This is a genomic window from Paenibacillus sp. J22R56, from assembly GCF_056269375.1.
Window position 1 is genome coordinate 334,143 of record NZ_JBWDNV010000007.1, and the last position, 19,842, is coordinate 353,984.

The 19,842-nt window shown below is 48.0% G+C and carries 16 protein-coding genes; 1 reads left to right on the forward strand and 15 read right to left on the reverse strand.

Annotated elements, in window-relative coordinates; genetic code table 11:
• Positions 1-236 precede the first annotated feature (236 nt).
• Complete coding sequence (locus AC0YNT_RS18675) at positions 237-659, forward strand: hypothetical protein (protein WP_475805986.1); 423 nt, start codon at positions 237-239, stop codon at positions 657-659.
• 460 nt (positions 660-1,119) lie between these two features.
• On the opposite strand, the gene ftsZ is transcribed toward AC0YNT_RS18675, so the two are convergent.
• The 15 genes from ftsZ to mraZ all read right to left on the reverse strand — a co-directional run bounded on the left by ftsZ (position 1,120) and on the right by mraZ (position 19,799).
• Complete coding sequence (gene ftsZ / locus AC0YNT_RS18680) at positions 1,120-2,253, reverse strand: cell division protein FtsZ (RefSeq protein WP_475805987.1); 1,134 nt, start codon at positions 2,251-2,253, stop codon at positions 1,120-1,122.
• A 17-nt stretch (positions 2,254-2,270) separates the two neighbouring features.
• Positions 2,271-3,518 carry a cell division protein FtsA gene (ftsA, locus tag AC0YNT_RS18685; RefSeq protein ID WP_475805988.1) on the reverse strand — a complete coding sequence of 416 codons (1,248 nt, stop codon included), beginning with the start codon at positions 3,516-3,518 and terminating at the stop codon, positions 2,271-2,273.
• A gap of 214 nt (positions 3,519-3,732) precedes the next feature.
• Positions 3,733-4,500 carry a cell division protein FtsQ/DivIB gene (locus AC0YNT_RS18690; RefSeq protein WP_475805989.1) on the reverse strand — a complete coding sequence of 256 codons (768 nt, stop codon included), beginning with the start codon at positions 4,498-4,500 and terminating at the stop codon, positions 3,733-3,735.
• A 90-nt stretch (positions 4,501-4,590) separates the two neighbouring features.
• Entirely contained in the window at positions 4,591-5,859 is a 1,269-nt protein-coding gene (gene murA, locus AC0YNT_RS18695; protein WP_167277735.1) for a UDP-N-acetylglucosamine 1-carboxyvinyltransferase, read from the reverse strand.
• A 15-nt stretch (positions 5,860-5,874) separates the two neighbouring features.
• A complete protein-coding gene (gene murB, locus AC0YNT_RS18700; RefSeq protein WP_475805990.1) occupies positions 5,875-6,780 on the reverse strand; it encodes a UDP-N-acetylmuramate dehydrogenase in 906 nt (301 codons plus the stop codon).
• A gap of 256 nt (positions 6,781-7,036) precedes the next feature.
• Positions 7,037-8,134 carry a stage V sporulation protein E gene (spoVE, locus tag AC0YNT_RS18705; protein ID WP_475805991.1) on the reverse strand — a complete coding sequence of 366 codons (1,098 nt, stop codon included), beginning with the start codon at positions 8,132-8,134 and terminating at the stop codon, positions 7,037-7,039.
• Between the two features lie 47 nt (positions 8,135-8,181).
• Positions 8,182-9,603 carry a UDP-N-acetylmuramoyl-L-alanine--D-glutamate ligase gene (gene murD, locus AC0YNT_RS18710; RefSeq protein ID WP_475805992.1) on the reverse strand — a complete coding sequence of 474 codons (1,422 nt, stop codon included), beginning with the start codon at positions 9,601-9,603 and terminating at the stop codon, positions 8,182-8,184.
• Between the two features lie 130 nt (positions 9,604-9,733).
• Entirely contained in the window at positions 9,734-10,690 is a 957-nt protein-coding gene (gene mraY / locus AC0YNT_RS18715) for a phospho-N-acetylmuramoyl-pentapeptide-transferase (protein ID WP_167277725.1), read from the reverse strand.
• A gap of 4 nt (positions 10,691-10,694) precedes the next feature.
• Positions 10,695-12,107, reverse strand: a complete 1,413-nt coding sequence (locus AC0YNT_RS18720; RefSeq protein WP_475805993.1) for a UDP-N-acetylmuramoyl-tripeptide--D-alanyl-D-alanine ligase — start codon at positions 12,105-12,107, stop codon at positions 10,695-10,697.
• Positions 12,104-13,591 (reverse strand): UDP-N-acetylmuramoyl-L-alanyl-D-glutamate--2,6-diaminopimelate ligase, encoded by a 1,488-nt coding sequence (locus tag AC0YNT_RS18725; protein WP_475805994.1) that lies wholly within the window; start codon positions 13,589-13,591, stop codon positions 12,104-12,106. The genes AC0YNT_RS18720 and AC0YNT_RS18725 overlap by 4 nt, the downstream gene beginning before the upstream one ends.
• 127 nt (positions 13,592-13,718) lie before the next feature.
• On the reverse strand, positions 13,719-15,656 hold the full coding sequence (locus AC0YNT_RS18730; protein WP_475805995.1) for a stage V sporulation protein D: 1,938 nt from the start codon (positions 15,654-15,656) through the stop codon (positions 13,719-13,721).
• Between the two features lie 101 nt (positions 15,657-15,757).
• Positions 15,758-17,965 (reverse strand): penicillin-binding transpeptidase domain-containing protein, encoded by a 2,208-nt coding sequence (locus AC0YNT_RS18735; protein WP_475805996.1) that lies wholly within the window; start codon positions 17,963-17,965, stop codon positions 15,758-15,760.
• A gap of 9 nt (positions 17,966-17,974) precedes the next feature.
• The gene (gene ftsL / locus AC0YNT_RS18740; protein WP_475805997.1) at positions 17,975-18,361 is read right to left on the reverse strand and encodes a cell division protein FtsL; all 387 of its coding nucleotides are present in this window, start codon (positions 18,359-18,361) and stop codon (positions 17,975-17,977) included.
• A gap of 19 nt (positions 18,362-18,380) precedes the next feature.
• The gene (gene rsmH / locus AC0YNT_RS18745; RefSeq protein WP_167277710.1) at positions 18,381-19,331 is read right to left on the reverse strand and encodes a 16S rRNA (cytosine(1402)-N(4))-methyltransferase RsmH; all 951 of its coding nucleotides are present in this window, start codon (positions 19,329-19,331) and stop codon (positions 18,381-18,383) included.
• Between the two features lie 30 nt (positions 19,332-19,361).
• Complete coding sequence (mraZ, locus tag AC0YNT_RS18750) at positions 19,362-19,799, reverse strand: division/cell wall cluster transcriptional repressor MraZ (protein WP_167277708.1); 438 nt, start codon at positions 19,797-19,799, stop codon at positions 19,362-19,364.
• Positions 19,800-19,842 lie beyond the last annotated feature (43 nt).

The following is a 19,842-nucleotide window of genomic DNA, read 5'->3' on the forward strand; positions in this document are numbered from 1 at the left end:
GTTCCTGGAGGCGTGGCTTTTTTGTATCTAATTGCGAAGAGCGTGACTAGATTTGTCGTATGAAGAGGTTTATGAAAGCTGGTTTCATGATCATCTTAAGAGGCGAGTCGGAGAAAATAAAAGAAGACTACTGGAAGGACATAGTCACGAAGGACAACTTTTTCTGCAAAAAGTATGGTTCCCCGCCTTCTCACAATTCGACTACCTTCATCCTGAGTTTGAGATAGTGGACTTTCGTGACGGAAAGCGAGATAGATGGATTTAACACTCACGCTGCTGGTGTAAGCAGATGGCAATTCTCCGATCATCTAGTGAGGCAAAATCATCTAGTGATCGACGAATGGAATGTTCTGCGTTTCTCCTACGACGATGTCAAGGATAAGCCTCGCATGTGCATCCAATTGCTGCAGCAATTTTTTGGATCAAGACTGGGGAGTGCCTTGAATGCTGATCCGAGTGCGGATGATATTCTGGAGAAGGAGATTATTCGTTACGCGCTGCAAATAGATCGTCCGATACGGCCGATAGATGTTCGTCAGCACTTACAAATTGGGAAAGATCAAACAAAATCTCTGATTAATAATCTCATTAAATCCAATAGACTAATCAAACATGGTGAAGGCACTAAACGTGCTCGTTGCTTTATTGTAAATAAATAATGATTGGCAGAGCTAACCTTGCTTTCGGCACGTTTGACCATCTGTAGGGTGGTTTTCGGTCTTAAAGCGGGCTAGATGGCTAGTTTTGTATCCTGTAAGGCTGCTTTTAGCCTTTCAGGATACACTAACCTTGGTTTGGGCACGTTTGACCTCCTGTAGGGCGATTATCGGACTTACAACGGGCTAGATGGCTAGTTTTGTATCCTGAAAGGCTGCTTTCAGCCTTACAGGACCATCAAACCTTGCTTTCGGCACGTTTGACCATCTATAGAACGGTTTTCGGACTTACAGCCGGCTAGATGGCTAGTTTCACAACCTGAAAGGCGGGTTTCAGCCGTACACGCTAACCCTAACCTTGCTTCGGTTCGCTTGACCACCTGTAGGGCGTTTTTCGGCCTTACAGGGCTTTGCAAACAAAAAAAACCTGACCGGCGAGCCGGTCAGGCGAAAGATTCAGAGATTAGCGGTCAGTACGACGATTGCGTAGGAACGCTGGGATTTCGAGCTGATCGCTCGAAGGTGATGCGCCAAATGGCTTAACTGCTGAAGCTTGCGACGATGCCGCCGAAGTTGATGGCGAAATCGTGCGTGCTTCTGGTTCAGCTTGAGGCTGAGGTGCACGGCGTACTGCAGCAGATGGCTTATGCTCAAATCCTGTTGCAATTACTGTAACTTTGATCTCATCCTTCAGATCTTCGTCGATGATTGCACCAAAGATCATGTTTACTTCCGGATCGGAAGCAGAGATGACGATCTCAGCCGCTTCGTTAACTTCATACAGCGACAGGTTGCTGCCGCCTGTAATGTTCATGATAACGCCGCGTGCGCCGTCAATGGACGTCTCAAGCAGCGGGCTCATGATGGCTTTCTTTGCTGCTTCAGCAGCACGGTTCTCACCAGTCGCAATACCAATACCCATAAGCGCGGATCCGCGCTCTGTCATAATGGTCTTCACGTCTGCAAAGTCGAGGTTGATCAGACCAGGAACGGCGATCAAGTCGGAGATACCTTGTACCGCTTGGCGAAGTACGTTGTCCGCCTCACGGAATGCTTCCAGCATTGGAGTCTTCTTATCAACGATCTCTAGCAAACGGTCATTCGGGATCACGATCAGTGTATCTACTTTTTCCTTCAACGCTTCGATACCCAGCTCCGCTTGTGCAGAACGTTTACGTCCCTCGAAAGTGAACGGACGAGTTACAACACCTACTGTAAGTGCCCCGCATTCGCGAGCAATCTCAGCGATTACTGGTGCTGCACCAGTACCCGTACCGCCGCCCATGCCGGCTGTTACGAATACCATGTCCGAACCTTTCAATTGGTTCATGACAAGCTCTCTCGACTCTTCAGCTGCTTTCTTGCCTACTTCCGGATTCGCACCTGCGCCAAGACCACGTGTCAGCTTATCGCCGATTTGCAGCTTGTGCTCGGACTTTGCCAAATGCAAAGCTTGCGCATCTGTATTTACAGTAATAAAATCGACGCCTTTAACGCCGTTCTCGATCATACGATTAACTGCGTTGCTGCCGCCGCCGCCAACACCAATTACTTTTATTTGAGCGAGTTGCTCTAGATCCAAATCGAATTCCAACATCTTACATTTTCCCCCGATCAAATAAATTCGCTAAACATATTTTTCAACCGTTCGAACATACCGGGTTTGGATGAAGCGGTGGTACCCGACTTGCGGCTTGCCGTTTTCTTCCCTGTACTTGCTGATGCTCCACGTACTCCCATATATTTCGACACGTATTGGATCATTCCTACTCCGCTGCTATACGCAGGATCTCTCACACCGATATAATCCGGCGATGCGACGCGAACGGATGATTCCAGCTCCACTTGTGCAAGAGCCAATGTACCCGGCATGGTAACAGAACCTCCGGTTAATACGTATCCATTCACTTTGTCGCCGTAACCTAGTCTGCGTACTTCTTGACGAACAAGCTGGAAAATCTCCTGCATACGCGGCTCAATAATGCTGGCCAGATCGACCTGAGAGAATTCCTTCTCTACATTGCTTCCCATGCGAGTTACTTTAAACTTCACATCATCAGCTGCATCATTAACAAAAGCACAACCGTACTTTAATTTAATCTTCTCTGCTTGTTCCGACTGTGTCCGGAGACCATAAGCAATATCATTAGTTACATATTCACCGCCGATAGGCAAAGTTGAAATAGCAGCAAGGCTGCCATGCTCGTAGACGGTTATCGTCGTTGAGCCAGCTCCGATATCGGTTAGCACGGTTCCCATCGTTTTTTCATCTTTTGTAAGAGACATAACGCCTGAAGCAAGTGACATCAGAATAACACCTGATATCCGAAGACCGGCTTTCTCTACGCAGCGCATTAAATTATGTATAGCCGTCTTTGTCCCCGTTACAATTGTCGCCTCAACTTCGAGCCGTACGCCAATCATCCCTCGTGGGTCAGAGATGCCTTCCAAGCCATCAACTAAAAATTGCTTTGGTACAAGATTAATAATTTCACGTTCTGGAGGAAGTGCGACCACTTTGGCCGCATGAGTAACTCTTTCGATATCTTCCTCACCTATTTCACGATCCTCATTGGATACTGCAACAACGCCACGATTCGTCTGTAGTGCAATGTGATTCCCTTGAATCCCAACATAGACGTCTGATATTTGAATGCCAACCATTCTTTCCGCATGCTCCACTGCGCTGCGAATCGACTGCACGGTCTGGTCAATATCTACAATAGCTCCCTTGCGAATACCCTCCGAGTCGGCAGATCCAACTCCAATAATATTAATGGTTCCGTTACTCACTTCCCCAATAATAGCACGAACTTTGGATGTACCGATGTCCAAACTGACGATGATGTCGTTACTGCTCAACCCGCGGCACCTCCCGTTTCAACGAATAATAAAGACAAGAATAGGGTTATAAACATTCGTCCTTCTACTTATTCAACGCCTTTGATATATTCCCTCTTTTTTCAACAAAATTTTCATTTCCCTCATGTTACGTATTAAGCCTTATGTTATGAATGCTGGATTCTCGCTTGAAAATATATTAAATCTGTGTATAAAATTCTACCATTCTTTCTATCTATTGAGTAGTCTCTTTTTGATCAGATTCCATATTTTCTGAGTCACTACTATTAAAAGGAACATAGGTGTCTGCGAGCAGCATCGTAATTTTCCCAGGCTCCTGCGTCTCGATAACCGCATTCAATGCATCGATCTTATCTGCCAGCAAAGAAACAGCAGTGATAACTTCAAATTTGGTTCGAGTGTAAATCTTGATTCGGTCTGGATACGCCTTGGATGGGTCCGGAATAATCTCTGACAAATCAGAAAGCTGCTTCTCCGAGATTTGGCCGAGCTGCTTGGTCAGCTCCCCCCGATTGGGATCGTCAGCCTTCCAACCAGAGAGCACCGGCTTGTCCATAAGAAATTCGTCGCTTAATGCCGAAACATTGGTTCCGTTCGACATAATGGCGGACATTTCGCCGCTCGTAGACAATTCAAATGCCACAATTGGGAATTCTTTGACCGTAATTTTCACATCGCCAGGGAAAGACTTCGTAACACTTGCTTCCTGAATCGGCTTCATTTTCTTGATCTGATTCACGACTTTGCTCTCTGAAACGCCGAAATAGGCGTCACCAGCATTTATGCCGGCTGCTGATTGTATGTCCGTCTTCGAGGTGTATTGTGCGCCCTCTATTGTTATCGTCGTAATCTTGCTGATTGATGAATTGAAAAATAATACAGATAAGAGAATCGCAAACAGTAGGAAAAGAACGGCCAGCAGTTTACGGCTGCCCTTTCTCTTCTTCTCCGGCTCTTTCAATACAGGCATGAGCTCGCTCATAACTTGTCCCTTCCTTCTAAAAAAACATCCGGTCCTCCTTCTTGGCAGGGCCGGTCGTTTCTATCCAGCTGCGATTCGGTCATCCGTCGATTAACTCTTGGGAACAGGAGAGTAACGCGAAATGCGCGCGCCGATTCTGCTTAACATCGTTTCAATGCAATCATAGCCGCGGTCAATATGATGGATTTGTTCGACGATCGTTTTGCCTTGTGCTGCCAATCCGGCGATAACAAGCGCTGCTCCCGCCCGAAGGTCGGTTGCTTCTACCGTTGCACCGTATAGACGCGGCACTCCTCTAATAAATGCCGAGTTCATGTCAACCCTGATATCGGCACCCATGCGTGACAATTCATCCACATGCTTGAGGCGACCCTCGAAGATCGTTTCCTTCAAAATGCTCACTCCATCTGCCAGCGCAAGCAGCACCATCACCTGCGACTGAAGATCGGTTGGGAAGGCAGGATAAGGAGCCGTAACGACTCTTTCTACTGCTCTTGGCCGCCCAGGACAGCCCACTTTGATTATATCACCGTCAACTACAATTTGAACACCTGCTCTGCGGAGCACGTGAATGAGCGAAGATAAATGTGCGGGATTCGTATTCAATAAGGTAACCTGCCCGCGTGTTGCAGCAGCAGCAACCATGATAGTACCAGTAACGATGCGATCCGGAATTACTGTGTATGTGCAAGGTGTAAGCGACTGTACCCCTTCAATTGTGATCGTATCCGTTCCGGCACCCATGATCTTAGCGCCCATCTCGTTCAGAAACCTTTGTAAATCTTGAATTTCCGGCTCCCGCGCCGCATTACTTATTGTCGTGCGCCCTTCGGCAAGCACGGCTGCCATCATAATGTTCTCCGTAGCACCTACGCTTGGAAAAGCCAAATGGATATCTGCACCATGCAGTTTTTCTGCCCGGCAAATAATCCGGTTGCCAATTTCCTCAATCTCTGCGCCAAGCGCTTGAAGTCCTTCCAAATGAAGATCGATCTTTCTCTCGCCGATTGCGCAGCCGCCAGGCTGATAAACCTGCGTCTCTCCAAATCTAGCTAATAATGGCCCCATCAAAAAGATAGATGAGCGCATCTGTCCCATTAACGATTCCGGTACATGGGAAGTATGTGCGGTTTCTGTGTTCAGAACAACCGTATCTCCCACGTGCTCAGCGCGGCATCCTAATTCGCGCAAAATGTTAAGCATCACATCGATATCCAGCAGTCTAGGCACATGTTTAATTGTAGAAGTGCCTTCCGCCAACATACAGGCTGCCAATATCGGCAAAGCGGCATTTTTCGCTCCTTGGATAACAATGGATCCTGAGAGAGGTTTCCCGCCTTCAATCACCAATTTGTCCAATGTATCACCTCCGAATTACCGCTCACCCACCACCAATACTTCCGGTACTAGCTTAACTCCGTAACGGTCTGCTATTGTACCTTGAATGTGAGTCATGAGGGTGAGAACATCTTCAGCTGTCGCTTGCCCAGTGTTTACTATGAAATTGGCATGGAGCTCGGAAACTTCCGCTCCCCCGAATCGAACTCCCTTTAAACCGGCCTCTTGAATGAGCCTAGCAGCAAAATCATTCGGCGGATTGCGGAACACGCTTCCTGCGCATGCAAGCTGCAACGGCTGCGTGCGTAACCGCCGTTCCTGATAGGACGCCTGTGTTGCCAGAATTTCACTACGGTCGCCTTCCGCAAGCTCAAACGTTGCTTCAATGACAACGCCTCTTACTTCATGAAGAATAGAGTGGCGGTAAGAGAATTGCATTGCCTCTCGGTCGAATCGAACCAATTCACCTGTCTCCAGCACAATCTCAGCTGATCTAAAAATACGTGACACATCGGATCCATGTGCGCCTGCGTTCATGTAGACAGCTCCGCCGACATTTCCTGGAATTCCCCCCGCGAATTCCAGTCCAGTCAGACCTTCCCTGCCCGACATTCTCGATAATTTCACAAACGAGAATGATGCGCCAGCATGCACGAGCATTCCTTCAAAACGCACATAATCCAGTCCGTCACGGGTCTTAATCACAACACCGCGGATTCCTTTATCACTCACCAGCATATTGGAGCCGCGGCCTAAATTCGTCCACGGTACACCATGCTTATGAAGAAGGCGGATGGCCGACACGAGCTGATCTTTGCCGTGTGGGATAAACAGAACATCTGCAGGTCCGCCGATTTTCCAAGTTGTATGTTTTGCAAGCGGCTCATTAAATAATATCTGGCCTAGCCCTGCTTGTTCCAATTCCGCAATATAATTTTCCATGTTGTCAAGCCTCCTTTAGCTTCTTGTTGAGAGAGTCAGGCAGATCCGCTGCGAGTTCAGTGCTGACTTAACTGCTCGCGGCGTTTGTAACTTACGGCCCGAACCGGGCGACGGTCACGATTTATAGAGTATCTTATGCCCTCTCCATTCCGAATGTGACAATCGCCTATTCTACCCTCAAAACACAAAAATGGACGTCATACGCCGCCTCGAAAGGCGGCGCCATGCCGGCCATTTACACCAATATTTCATCCCTTTATCTCGAATATCGGGATATATTGAGCAAAATGCCAAGTGCCGTAAGTAATAAGGTGAGCGAGGAGCCTCCATAACTGATGAGCGGCAATGTTATACCCGTTACCGGCATCGCGCCAATAACCACTCCGATATTAATCAGAACCTGCACACCTATAATGCCGGTAATCCCTACTGCGAGCAGGCTGCCGAATGTATCCGGAGCAGAAATCGCAGTCCGAATCCCCCGCCAGACTAATATCATAAATAAGAGAATAAGTGCTGCCCCTCCGATAAAGCCAAGCTCCTCAGAGACAATAGAGAAGATGAAGTCCGTCTGCGGTTCTGGCAGATAGCTGAATTTCTGACGGCTCATCCCGAGTCCAAGCCCTACAAGACCGCCTGGCCCAATCGCATAAAGGGACTGTATAATTTGATAGCCTGTACCGAGCGGATCCGCCCATGGATCCAGGAAGCCTGTAATACGCTTCATCCTATATGGTTCGGCTATAACCAGTCCTATGAGTCCCACTAGCCCGCTGGAAGCAAGTAAAGACAAATGACTGATTCTCGCACCGGCAGCAAATATAAGGATAAGAGAAGCTCCGACCATAACCGCACCGGATCCAAGATCCGGCTGGAGCATGATAAGTCCAAAGGCTAGTCCAACTAGCCCTAACGGAGGCAGAAGACCTTTCGTAAAGAGCGTAATTGTCTGTTGTTTCTCTGACAACCATTTGGCAAGAAACAGAATCATAGCCAGCTTCATAAATTCTGAAGGCTGAATACCAAATGAACTGATGCCTAGCCAGCTTCGAGCTCCGCCGCGAACAACGCCTATTCCTGGAATAAGTACGATAACAAGCAGGACGAAGCAGATCAGAAGTGCAACCTTTGCCCAGTTTTTCCATATCAGATAGTTCGCGTTCATCGTAAATAGTAACGCACCAACGCCAAGAACGGCAAATATAAATTGGCGCTTCACATAATAGAATTTATCACCAAATTCATGGAAAGCGAGCACAGCACTCGCACTGTATACCATTACTAATCCAATTGTCAGGATAAGCGCAATAGAAACGATCATCCATACATCCGGGGCGGACCTGGCTTTGGCCATAGCAAACACACCTCTTGATTTGCGTAAAGTAGGGACAAGCCCCCTACTTACAAGGTATGCGCCGATTCTTTAAAAATGCGTCCGCGCTGCTCAAAGGATTTAAACATATCCCAGCTAGCACAAGCTGGCGACAATAAAACAACATCTCCAGGCTCTGCCAGGCTAGCAGCTTCTTGTACGGCCTTCCGCAAAGTAGACTCGGCGTCCTCCTCAGGTTCGACCATTCGCAGATTCGTTAAACCTGCAAGCTCGGCCACCTTCGCCAGCTTGCCTCTCGACTCGCCAAGAACCACCAGTCCTTTGAGACGGTCGCGGAATACCGGAAGAAGCTCCATATAATCGGAGCCACGGTCAAGACCACCCGCAAGGAGTATAATTGGCGCGCTCATGGAGCCAACAGACATTATCGTAGCTGTAGGATTAGTCGCCTTGGAGTCGTTGTAGTATTTAACGCCTTTCACTTCACCCGCATACTCAAGTCGATGCTCAACTCCATTGAACTGCTTCAGTGCGGGCACGATCACGTCAGGTTCAACTCCAGCAGCTATGCAGGCTGCAATAGCCGCAAGCGCATTACCCGCGTTGTGGCGCCCTGGAATACCAAGTTCAGCAACTGGCAGAATGACCTTCTCAGATCCGTCTTCTTTGCGCCATACGATTACTCGAGCTACTTCTGCGTCATTCCCTGCCTCAAACGGCGGTTCTATGCAAACACCGTTGTCCAATCGTGCATAAAGGGAAAAAGGCAGCACCTTTGCCGTCACCTGATCCACTAATGCTCTGCAGGTTGCATCATCCCAGTTCAGAACTGCGATATCGTCGGCAGTTTGATTAGCAAACAGCTTCACTTTTGAAGCAACATAGTCCTCCATGCCGCCATGATAGTCCAGATGCGTCTCCGCAATATTAAGAAGCAAAGCAATACGCGGACGGAATGAAGATGTCCCTTTTAATTGGAAGCTGCTGAGCTCAGCAACAATCCAGTTGTCTTCCTTCGCTTCAGTTGCCGCTTCACACAATGGTATCCCAATATTACCTGCCACGATTGGCTTCAAGCCCGCTTCTCCAAGCAGCTGGCCGATCCATGTTGTCGTCGTTGTTTTGCCATTCGATCCTGTAATTCCGATAATTGGCGCTGCTGACAACCAATAAGCAACCTCAACTTCTGTTACAATCTCCACGCCATGCGCTTCTGCTTGCTGCACAGGACTTGCCGTATAAGGGATACCTGGATTCTTGACCAGCAATGCTGTCTCACTAGTGACGAGATCGTCCGGATGATAACCGCATAGCACAGAAATGCCCAAAGCAGTCAATTCATCCGCTTCGGGGCATAGTTCACGTTCTTTTTTATCATTTACGATAACTTCCGCTCCCAGAGCATGGAACACTTTTGCTACGCTCACGCCGCTTCTCGCAAGACCTAATACAACGACGCGGCGATCCCGATATGTCGCCGGATGGTTCATAAGTACAACTCCTTTGTATGAAAAGCGGTGTAAGCCGCTAATTCTCGTTCGTTATGTGTAACTTTGGCTACCCTTTTACCAGTCTCACATAGGAGACCGGCTGCAGGGAGGCCAAAGTAATAATGAAACCTTAAAGACCAAGAAGAAGTCCAATTACCGCTAACACAAGACCAACCGACCAGAACGTTGTAACGACACGCCATTCGGACCAGCCGCTTAATTCGAAATGATGATGAATTGGGCTCATTTTAAAGATCCTTTTGCCTCGCAGTTTAAATGATCCTACCTGCAAAATAACAGAAAGCATCTCCAGAACGAACACGCCGCCAACAATAACAAGCAAAATTTCCATCTTCGTCAAGATGGCGACTGCAGCAATGCCCCCGCCAATTCCAAGGGATCCGGTGTCACCCATAAACACCTTGGCCGGATGAGCATTAAAGATTAGGAATCCTAATACTGCCCCTACCATCGCTGCGGAGAAAATAGCCGATTCATGCTCAGATACTTGCAGAGCTAGAATCGTAAATGCGCCAAAAGCGATAGCACTTGTGCCCGACAAAAGACCGTCCAGGCCGTCTGTGAAGTTTACTGCATTACTGGAACCAAATAAGATGATGACAACAAAAGGATAGTAGAACCACCCAAGATCAAAGTCCCATGATGTTCCCGGTATTGTAATCAGCGTGCTGTGATTCATATTATACAGCTCTGCGCATACGATGATGGAGAACAACAGCTGACCGAACAACTTCTGACGTGCCGTCAGACCAAGCGAACGTTTAAATACGATTTTGATATAATCATCCAGGAAACCAACAAGACCAAACCCTACAGATGCAGTTAGCAGCACCCAGAAATCAGCTGTCTTATCGGAAAATTTCAAGAAAGAAATAAGTAGTGCAAGCATAATGATGATGCCGCCCATTGTAGGGGTGCCGCTCTTCTTCAAGTGGCTTTGTGGACCGTCAGTCCGGATTTGCTGTCCAAACTTCATGCGCCGGAGAAGCGGAATGAACAATGGTCCAAGCAGAACTGCTATTAAGAATGATGCGCCTAAAGAAAATAAGATGACCATCGTGTCCATTATCTCACCTCGCTTCCAAAGTTTGGACAATCTGTTCCATTCGCATACCGCGGGAGCCTTTGACCAGTACGATATCATTTGGCTCCACTTGCTCTTTTAACCATTCTCCAAGCTTTTCTTTATCGTCAAAATGTACAATTCTCGTATTCTTTGCTTCTGCAGGGAATTGGGACAAAGCCCCTTCCGACGTATGCAGAGATAAGCTGCCAAACGTTACAACGGCATCAGCCTTGTCCGGTGTAATGTAAGCGCCTGTCTCGAAATGAAGTGACTCTTCATCCGGACCAAGCTCCAGCATATCACCAAGCACAATCCACTTCCGGCGGAAACCGGATAACTGCGCAACCAAATCGATGGCAGCCCGAACAGCTGTTGGATTAGCGTTATAAGCATCATTTAGAATCATGGCTCCATTACTTGCTTTCACTGGCTGGATACGCATCCCTGTCAGCTCAAGCCCAACTAAGCCATTGCGGATATTGTCTTCCGAAATGCCGAAACGGCGTCCGATTGCGATGGCAGCAAGAGCATTGCTTACATTATGCTGGCCAGGCACAGGAATGGTATAGGGTGCTGATGCATTCTCCTGCCCTTTGCGTTTAACCGTAAAGGTAGAGGAAACAGCACCTATCCCAATCTCTGCTGCCGACCAGTCATTTTGCTCGCCTAAACCAAACGTCTGGAGCTGTATGCCTTCCGGCAGGCTCATCGTCTTAAGCTCAGCTTCAAGCAATGGCTCATCACCGTTATACAGCAGAATGCCTCCCGAATGGAGACCCTGTGCAATTTCGAGCTTCGCCTTAGCAATGCCTTCCCTTGAACCTAATTGCAGCAAATGCGCATCACCAATATTCGTAATGACCGCTACATCTGGACGTGCAATATTCGTAAGCAGCTCAATCTCACCAAAGCCGCTCATTCCCATTTCGAGTACAGCCGCATCCGTTTCTTCATCAAGCTCAAGAACCGTAAGCGGCAGACCGATATGATTATTTAGGTTACCTGCTGTTTTATGAACTTTATAGGAGGTGCCAAGTACAGCAGCAACCATATCCTTTGTTGTTGTCTTGCCATTGCTTCCCGTAATACCGATGACACGAACATACAGTTCTTCACGGTAGGAAGTAGCAAGCTGCTGCAATGCCTTTAACGTATCTCTTACGAACAGCAGTGGTGCATCCGCCAGCTCCGACGGCACTTCCCGCTTCATCTCCCATAAAGCAGCGGCAGCACCTTGCTGCAGTGCCTGCAGCACATAATGGTGGCCATCAAAGTTCTCCCCAACGAGCGGAACGAACAGCTGGCCATCCTTAATACTACGTGTATCAGTGCTGACACCAGCAATACGGATCGGCTCACCTTTATAGGCTCTAGCGCCGCACATGTCGGCGACCTGCTCCAATGTACGATTTATCAATGTAACAATCCCCTTATCGCTTCTTTCGCCACTAATCGGTCATCAAATGGATGCGTTACGCTTCCGATAATTTGATACGTTTCATGACCTTTCCCCGCAATCAATACTACATCGCCGGAGCTTGCCATTTCAACCGCTTTTTCAATCGCAGCGCGGCGATCGACCAGCAGTTCGTAGTGTTCCGGCGATACGCCATCGGCCTCTAGTCCTGCTTCAATATCCTTCAGGATCAGATCAGGGTCTTCCGTTCTTGGATTATCCGATGTGACAAACACATAGTCTGCATAACGAGCTGCAATGGAGCCCATGATTGGACGTTTCGTTCGGTCACGGTCTCCGCCGCAGCCAAACACACAAATAATACGCGGCGGTGCAAGTTCCTTCACAGCTCGCAACACGTTCTCAAGTCCATCTGGTGTATGTGCATAGTCAACAACAACAGCAAAATCCTGACCTGCCTGCACCGATTCGACTCGGCCAGGCACGCCTGGAACGGCTTCGAGACTGGCTTTAATCTGTTCAAGCGTAATATCCTCAATCAAAGCTGCCGTAATGGCTGCCAATGCATTGTAGACATTAAACTTGCCGACCATCTGAAGCGCAATATCTGTTTCCCCGCGGAACGTTGTTAAATGGAAAGTCGTCCCTTGTGCGGAAATTCGGATATTGGACGCACGTACATCAGCTTCCCGGTCAATCCCGTAAGTAATAACTTCCGCTGCCGTCAGCTTGGCGAACTGATCCGACACTTCATCATCGACGTTTAATACCGCGTAGGAACAGTCACCCTGTTGTGCCGGGAACTCATTGCCAAGACGGGAGAAGAATAAGCCCTTCGCCGCAGCGTATTTCTCCATCGTGCCGTGATAATCCAGGTGATCCTGCGTCAGGTTTGTAAAGATGGCCGTACGGAAACGGCAGCCCTTCACACGGCCTTGCTCAAGTGCATGCGAAGATACTTCCATCGCACAATATGCTGTTCCTTCCTCACGCATAGCAGCCAAGTATTGCTGAAGCTGCAGCGCCTCAGGCGTTGTCCCGGACATCGGGAACGATTTGCCCGCATAACGCATCTCAACCGTCCCAATCACACCGGAACTGCGGCCATTGTCATTCAAAATTTGCTCGATTAAATAAGTCGTTGTTGTCTTGCCGTTTGTTCCCGTAACTCCGATCAAGTTCAAAGCAACGCTTGGATGTCCATAGTAATGATCGGCAAGCACAGCCATTGCCAGCCTGCAATCTTTTACGAGGAGCTGTGGAGCATCAAGCTCCAGCTCACGTTCGACGACGAAGGCGACTGCGCCTTTGGCTGCTGCCTGAGGAGCGTACGCATGCCCGTCAACGGTATGCCCTGGCAAACAAATGAATAGCTGGCCGGGTTCTACCTTGCGGGAATCCGTCTCAATACCAGTCACCTCTATATCGCCGGAGCTTAGCAGCTTCGCTGTAATAAGCCGTTTGGCCAAATCGCTTAATCGCATGTTGTTTTCCTCCCATATGTAGGTCGTTATCTCTCATTATAGTCAATGAGGATGCATTATATCATCCTCATTGACTATTGTAAGTCAAGGAGCATGAGTTATATCATCCCCCTTTGACTATTGTAGGTCAATGGGTATCGGATATATCATTCTCATCACCCAAATATATTCGGATTGTAGAACCTTTATCCACTCTTGTACCAGCGGCCGGTGCCTGACGAATGACGGTATTGCCTGAGCCTGCTGAAGAAAGATTAAAGTTCATGTTCATATCTTCATAGATGTCTGACACTGACTGGCCGATCATATTCGGCACCGTCACAATCGGAGTTTCACCATACTTATAAGTTCTGTCAATCTGCTTTTCACGCGGGGGCACCTGCAAAATGGTAAGAGCATCTTCCATAATATTATGAACGATTGGTGCTGCAACAACGCCACCGAATTGAATGCCCTGCGGATTATCAACCGCTACATAGATGACGATCTCTGGTTTATCTGCTGGTGCGAATCCGATAAAGGATACGATATGTTCATTAGGAGAGTAACGACCGTTAATTACTTTTTGTGCTGTACCTGTTTTTCCTCCAACTCGGTAGCCGTCAATGAAAGCATTTTTCCCCGTCCCTTGAGCTACGACACTTTCAAGTGCTTCACGCACTTGCCTCGACGTATCTTCCGATATAACCTTGCGTACCTCTTCCGGCTCCACTTGTTGCACGGTTTCCCCGGTTAATGGATTAATCCACGCTTTGGTCACATGCGGTTTATACAAGGTACCGCCATTTACAGCGGCAGAAACGGCAGCGATCTGTTGAATTGGCGTCACCGATACCCCTTGCCCAAAGGCAGTTGTAGCCAGCTCGACAGGACCTACCTTATCCAGCTTGAACAAGATCCCGTTCGCTTCGCCTGGAATATCAATACCTGTCTTCGAACCGAATCCGAAGTTTTTAATATAATCGAAAAGCTTCTCTTTGCCAAGCCGATTGCCAAGGTTTACAAATCCCGGGTTGCAGGAATTTTGAACAACTTCCAGGAACGTTTGGCTGCCATGGCCGCCTTTCTTCCAGCAGCGAAGCCTTGCTCCGCCAATCTCTACGGCTCCCGGATCGAAGAAGTACTCATTCTTCAAATCAACCTTTTTCTCTTCAATGGCTGCTGCAAGCGTTATGATCTTAAAGGTAGAACCCGGCTCGTAAGTCATCCAAATAGGAAGGTTACGGTTGTATACCTCGGTCGGAAACTCTCTATAGTTGGCCGGTTCATAGGTTGGCCTGCTGGCCATGCCTAATATTTCACCGTTGTTCGGATTCATCGCAATCGCGATTATATTATCGGCTTGAAGTGCGGTCATAGCCTGATCGAGTTCACGTTCCATAACGGCTTGAATCTGCTTATCGATGGTTAATTCCATCGTCAAGCCTTGCTGTGGCGCCTTATAGGTGTCCGATGAGTTAGGCATCGTCTTGCCCGCTGCATCAGACAAATACGATACATTGCCGTTGATTCCTGTCAGCTTATCATTATATTTGGATTCTACACCTGTAAGGCCTCCATCAATACCCGTAAAACCAAGCAAATGTGCAGCAAGGCTGCCGTAAGGGTAGTACCGGCTGTTATCTTCGGCAATAACAATGCCGCTCAGATGCAGGTCCCTTACTTCCTGTGCTTCATTCAGCGACATTTTCCGGCCGCCCGGCTTCAGCTCCACAATTCGTTCCTTCTTCGATAACAGCTTAACAAGCGATTCCTCTGTCATGTCCAAATAAGGGGCCAGCTTGGCCGCAGTCGCTGCCTTGTCCGGAATTTGGACAGGTATAGCAAGTACGGATGGCGTGCTCACGTCAAAGGCGAGCTTCACCCCGTTGCGGTCCCAAATCTCGCCCCTTTTCGCCTTATAAGTAATTTCGCGCCGCCAGGAATCTTCTGCCTTGGCAGACAGCTTCTCCCCCTGCCATAACTGAACATAGGCAAGCCGAAAGATCAAACCTGCAAAAGCAATTACACAAATCATTAACACAATAAACAGCCGGCGACGCAATGTTACATTTGATACCTTCATATCCTTTGTCCCCCTCCGCCTCATCCTTCGGCAGAGCGTACGCTGACGCTCATTCCCAACTTATGAGGGACAAGGGGGTGATAGAACAAGCTGTTTATTGATTATTGCGTATTTGTTGTATCTGCCTTGGATGCATCTGCATCAGCAGCTTCATCTTGTCCTGATTCCTGTTGTAATTCAGGAGACAAAGTAAGCTGAAGCAGCCGTTCGCCATTTTTCGTTACCTGCTTTTGACTCACGACATATCCTGCGCCTTCCGCAGTTACACGAATATCAAGAACAGAAGCAATTTCCAGCGCATCCCGCAAGGAGATGCCCGTCATATCCGGTATCTTGAGCTTGTCCCGCTGCTCAGTTATCAAATAAACCTTCTGGGCAGGATGAACAGAAGCTCCTGATGCAGGTACTTGCTGGATGACCGTTTTGCCGTTGCCAACTACCTCGACATTAAGACTACGTGACTTCAACTGGGACTTCGCAGCAGATACGGTCAGTTTGGAGAGCGCTGGCACAGTAACAGTTACTTCTTTCTTCTCGTCATCAGCACCTTGAATCTCAGGTGCGATACCCATATGCTTCAAGCTTTTATACACAATGTCCTTGAAGGCTGGCGCTGCTACTGCACCACCACCAACTGTAGAATCGTTTGGTTCGTCAACTACGATATAAAGGACAATCTTCGGATTCTCAACAGGTGCGTATCCGATAAAAGATACAACGAATTTGTCTGAAGAATATTTGCCGTTGATTACCTTTTGCGCCGTACCTGTCTTACCTGCTACCCGGTAACCTTCGATGTAGGCATTGCGCCCCGTACCAATTTCTTGGTCCGATACAACCTGCTCGAGATATTCGCCAACCTTCTTCGAGGTTTCCTTCGAAATAACATTGTTATTAATTACCTTTGGCTCGGTCTTCACCGTAGTTTGGGTATTCGGATCATAGATCTGCTTGACAATATGCGGCTCCATCAGCTTACCGCCGTTTGCCACTGCAGCTACAGCCGCAACCTGCTGAAGCGCCGTTACCTGTACTTTACCTTGACCAAATGATGCGCGGGCAATATCAGACGGAATAGATAAATTAACATTGATTGCACCTGCAGATTCTCCGCCGAGCTCGATCCCGGTCTTTTTGCCAAAACCAAACCGATTAATATAATCCAGCAGCTTTTCGCCGCCCAGCTGTTCCCAGCCTAGCTTTACGAAAGCAACGTTACTAGAACGCTTCAGGCCTTCCAGATAAGTAATGGTACCCCAGCCAACTTTGTTGATATCCCGTACCGGTGTTCCCGGAACGGCAATCGAACCAGAATGATACGTCGCATTTGGATTAAAGATGCCTTCCTGCACCGCAGCGGCAAGCGTCACAATCTTGAAAGTAGATCCCGGCTCATAGAGAGATTTGATCGCATGATTATAAGCATTCTCATAATTGCTGTCCCAATAAGTATTCGGATCAAATGTCGGATAATTGGCCATCGCCAGGATTTCCATCGTATTCGGATCGGCCGCGATTGCTGTAATGCTCTTCGGATGGTACTTATCATCAATGTCTTGAAGTGCTTTCTCGACATAATCCTGAATATCCATGTCAATAGTCAACGCAATGTCTTGTCCATCCTTAGCCGGCTGGTATTCTACATCGCCTTTCGCAAGCTGCACCCGCTTGCCGTCCTTCTCATACTTAAGCTCTCCGTCAATGCCTCTCAATTTATCATCGAAGAAGGCTTCAATACCGGTCTTAGCTTCGCCTTCCTTTGTCACATAACCAAGTAATTGGGAAGCCTTTGCATTACGAGGATAATAACGCTTCTGATCATTGCTTATGATGATGCCAATGTCTTTCTTATCGTATTTTTTCTTCAACCCGTCTTCGAACTCAACGATTTTATCGGCTAGCGCCTTATCAATCTTCCAGCCTTCCTCGTGAATCTCCCGCTGCTGATAGTAATCGCCATTATCCTTTTGTGCAGTCACGATCTTAAGCAGATCAGCTTCTGACTTTCCGAGTATCTTATGCAATCCTTCCGCTACTTCATCTGCAATATTCAAGGAATGAATCATAGCCGGATTAACCGATACATCATAAGCAATGGAATCCATAGCGAACATGTTGCCGTCTCTGTCAGTAATCGAGCCCCTCTTCGCTACGAGTTTCTCTTCCGCTGCCCACCTCGTCTTGGCCTCATCATACCAAAAGTCACCTTTGACTACTTGTACCCAATAGATTCTGCCGATTAAAACAACAAAAAGGAGGGTCATTATCCCTCCAAACAACAACGTACGAAGCTTAATTCGTTTTATCATGGTCGTCACCTATTCGGTCTTAGCTTGCTGCGTTTTTACCATGATGTCAGGCTGCTCAGTGCTGGCCATACCTTGCGTTTCGGCCATCTTGCGAATGCGCTCCGGATCGCCTAGCATTTCTACTTGCTTCTGTAATTCTTTCATATCAATATTCATAGCTGCGTACTGGTTGTTCATTTGCTTGATTTGCACGCGCATATCGTAATTTTTGGCATACTGGTTCACAATTACACCAAGCACGATCACACAAAAAACAACGGTGAACATGTAAAGAAGCTTTTCCTTTACCGGAATCGGCTTGCGCTTTACAACGATCCGTTTCGTCTCACGGATGACTGGCCGTTGATCCGGCTTGCGCTTTGGCTGCATTGCCAAATTGCCATTAATATAAGCCAATGAAAGAACCCCCTCTAACCTACAATTTTTCTGCGACACGCAGCTTGGCCGAACGAGAGCGTGGATTAACTTCTAACTCCTGCTCGCTCGGAACAATCGGCTTGCGGTTCACTAACCGAAGCTGTCCTGTGCCACCGCATACACATTTTGGGAAATCCGGCGGACAAGTGCATTTTTCAAGATAACTCGCAAATAATTGCTTGCAGATGCGATCCTCTAACGAATGGAACGTAATGACAGATACTCTGCCACCTGGACGTACACATTTGACTGCCTGCTCTAACGCAACTTCTTCTGCACGAAGCTCATCATTCACTGCAATACGAAGCGCTTGGAACGAACGTTTGGCTGGATGGCCGCCTGTTCTTCTTGCTGCTGCTGGTATACCGGATTTGATCAGTTCCGCAAGCTCGCCTGTAGACTCCACCGGCGCATTCTCTCGAGCTTGAATAATCTTACGCGCGATCGATCTTGCGAACTTCTCTTCCCCATAAATATGCAGGATCCGGGAAATCTCCCGCTCTTCCCAGCTGTTGACGATATCGTAAGCCGTTAATGCGCCTCCCTGATCCATCCTCATATCAAGCGGTGCATCATGATTGTAGCTAAAGCCACGTTCCGCTTCATCGAGCTGTGGACTGGAAACACCAAGGTCAAACAAAATACCGTCTACCTGAGGAACACCGTCTACCGTTGGAACGTCACACGTGAGCAGCATTTCTTCCAAATAGCGAAAATTGCTTTTGACTAGCGTTACTCTATCCATATAGGGAGCAAGCCTTACGCGTGCGTTCTCCAGCGCTGCATCATCCTGGTCAAATGCGATTAAACGCCCTCCATCGCTCAGCTGGGACACAATCCGTTCACTATGGCCTGCGCCGCCAAGCGTACAGTCGACGTATATGCCGTCCGGCTTGATTGCCAGTCCGTCAACCGCCTCTTCCAAAAGCACTGTAATATGCTGAAACACGCTAACATCCTCCCATTCTTGTTGTTTACTCTAGAAGTTGAAGTCGAAATCGACCAATTTCTCCGCGATCTCATTGAACGCTTGCTCGGATTGCTCATAGTAGCCTTCCCATGTCGATTTACTCCAAATCTCAACACGGCTGGAAACACCAAGCACCATGCAATCCTTGTCCAGCTTCGCATATTCGCGAAGGTGGGCTGGTATGTTTACCCTTCCCTGTTTATCCAGCTCGCATTCCGTAGCTCCGGAAAAGAAAAACCGTGTAAACGCACGGGCATCCGATTTCATCAATGGCAGCGACTTAAGCTTCTGCTCAAGCACAGCCCACTCACTCATCGGGTAAACAAACAAGCAATTATCCAATCCGCGGGTTGCGATAAAGCTGGTACCAAGCGAGTCTCGAAACTTAGAAGGAATTATAATACGGCCCTTCTCATCAATGGTATGTTGATATTCACCCATAAACATGAGATTGACCCACCCCTTCCCCCGAATCCCCCACTTTGCACCA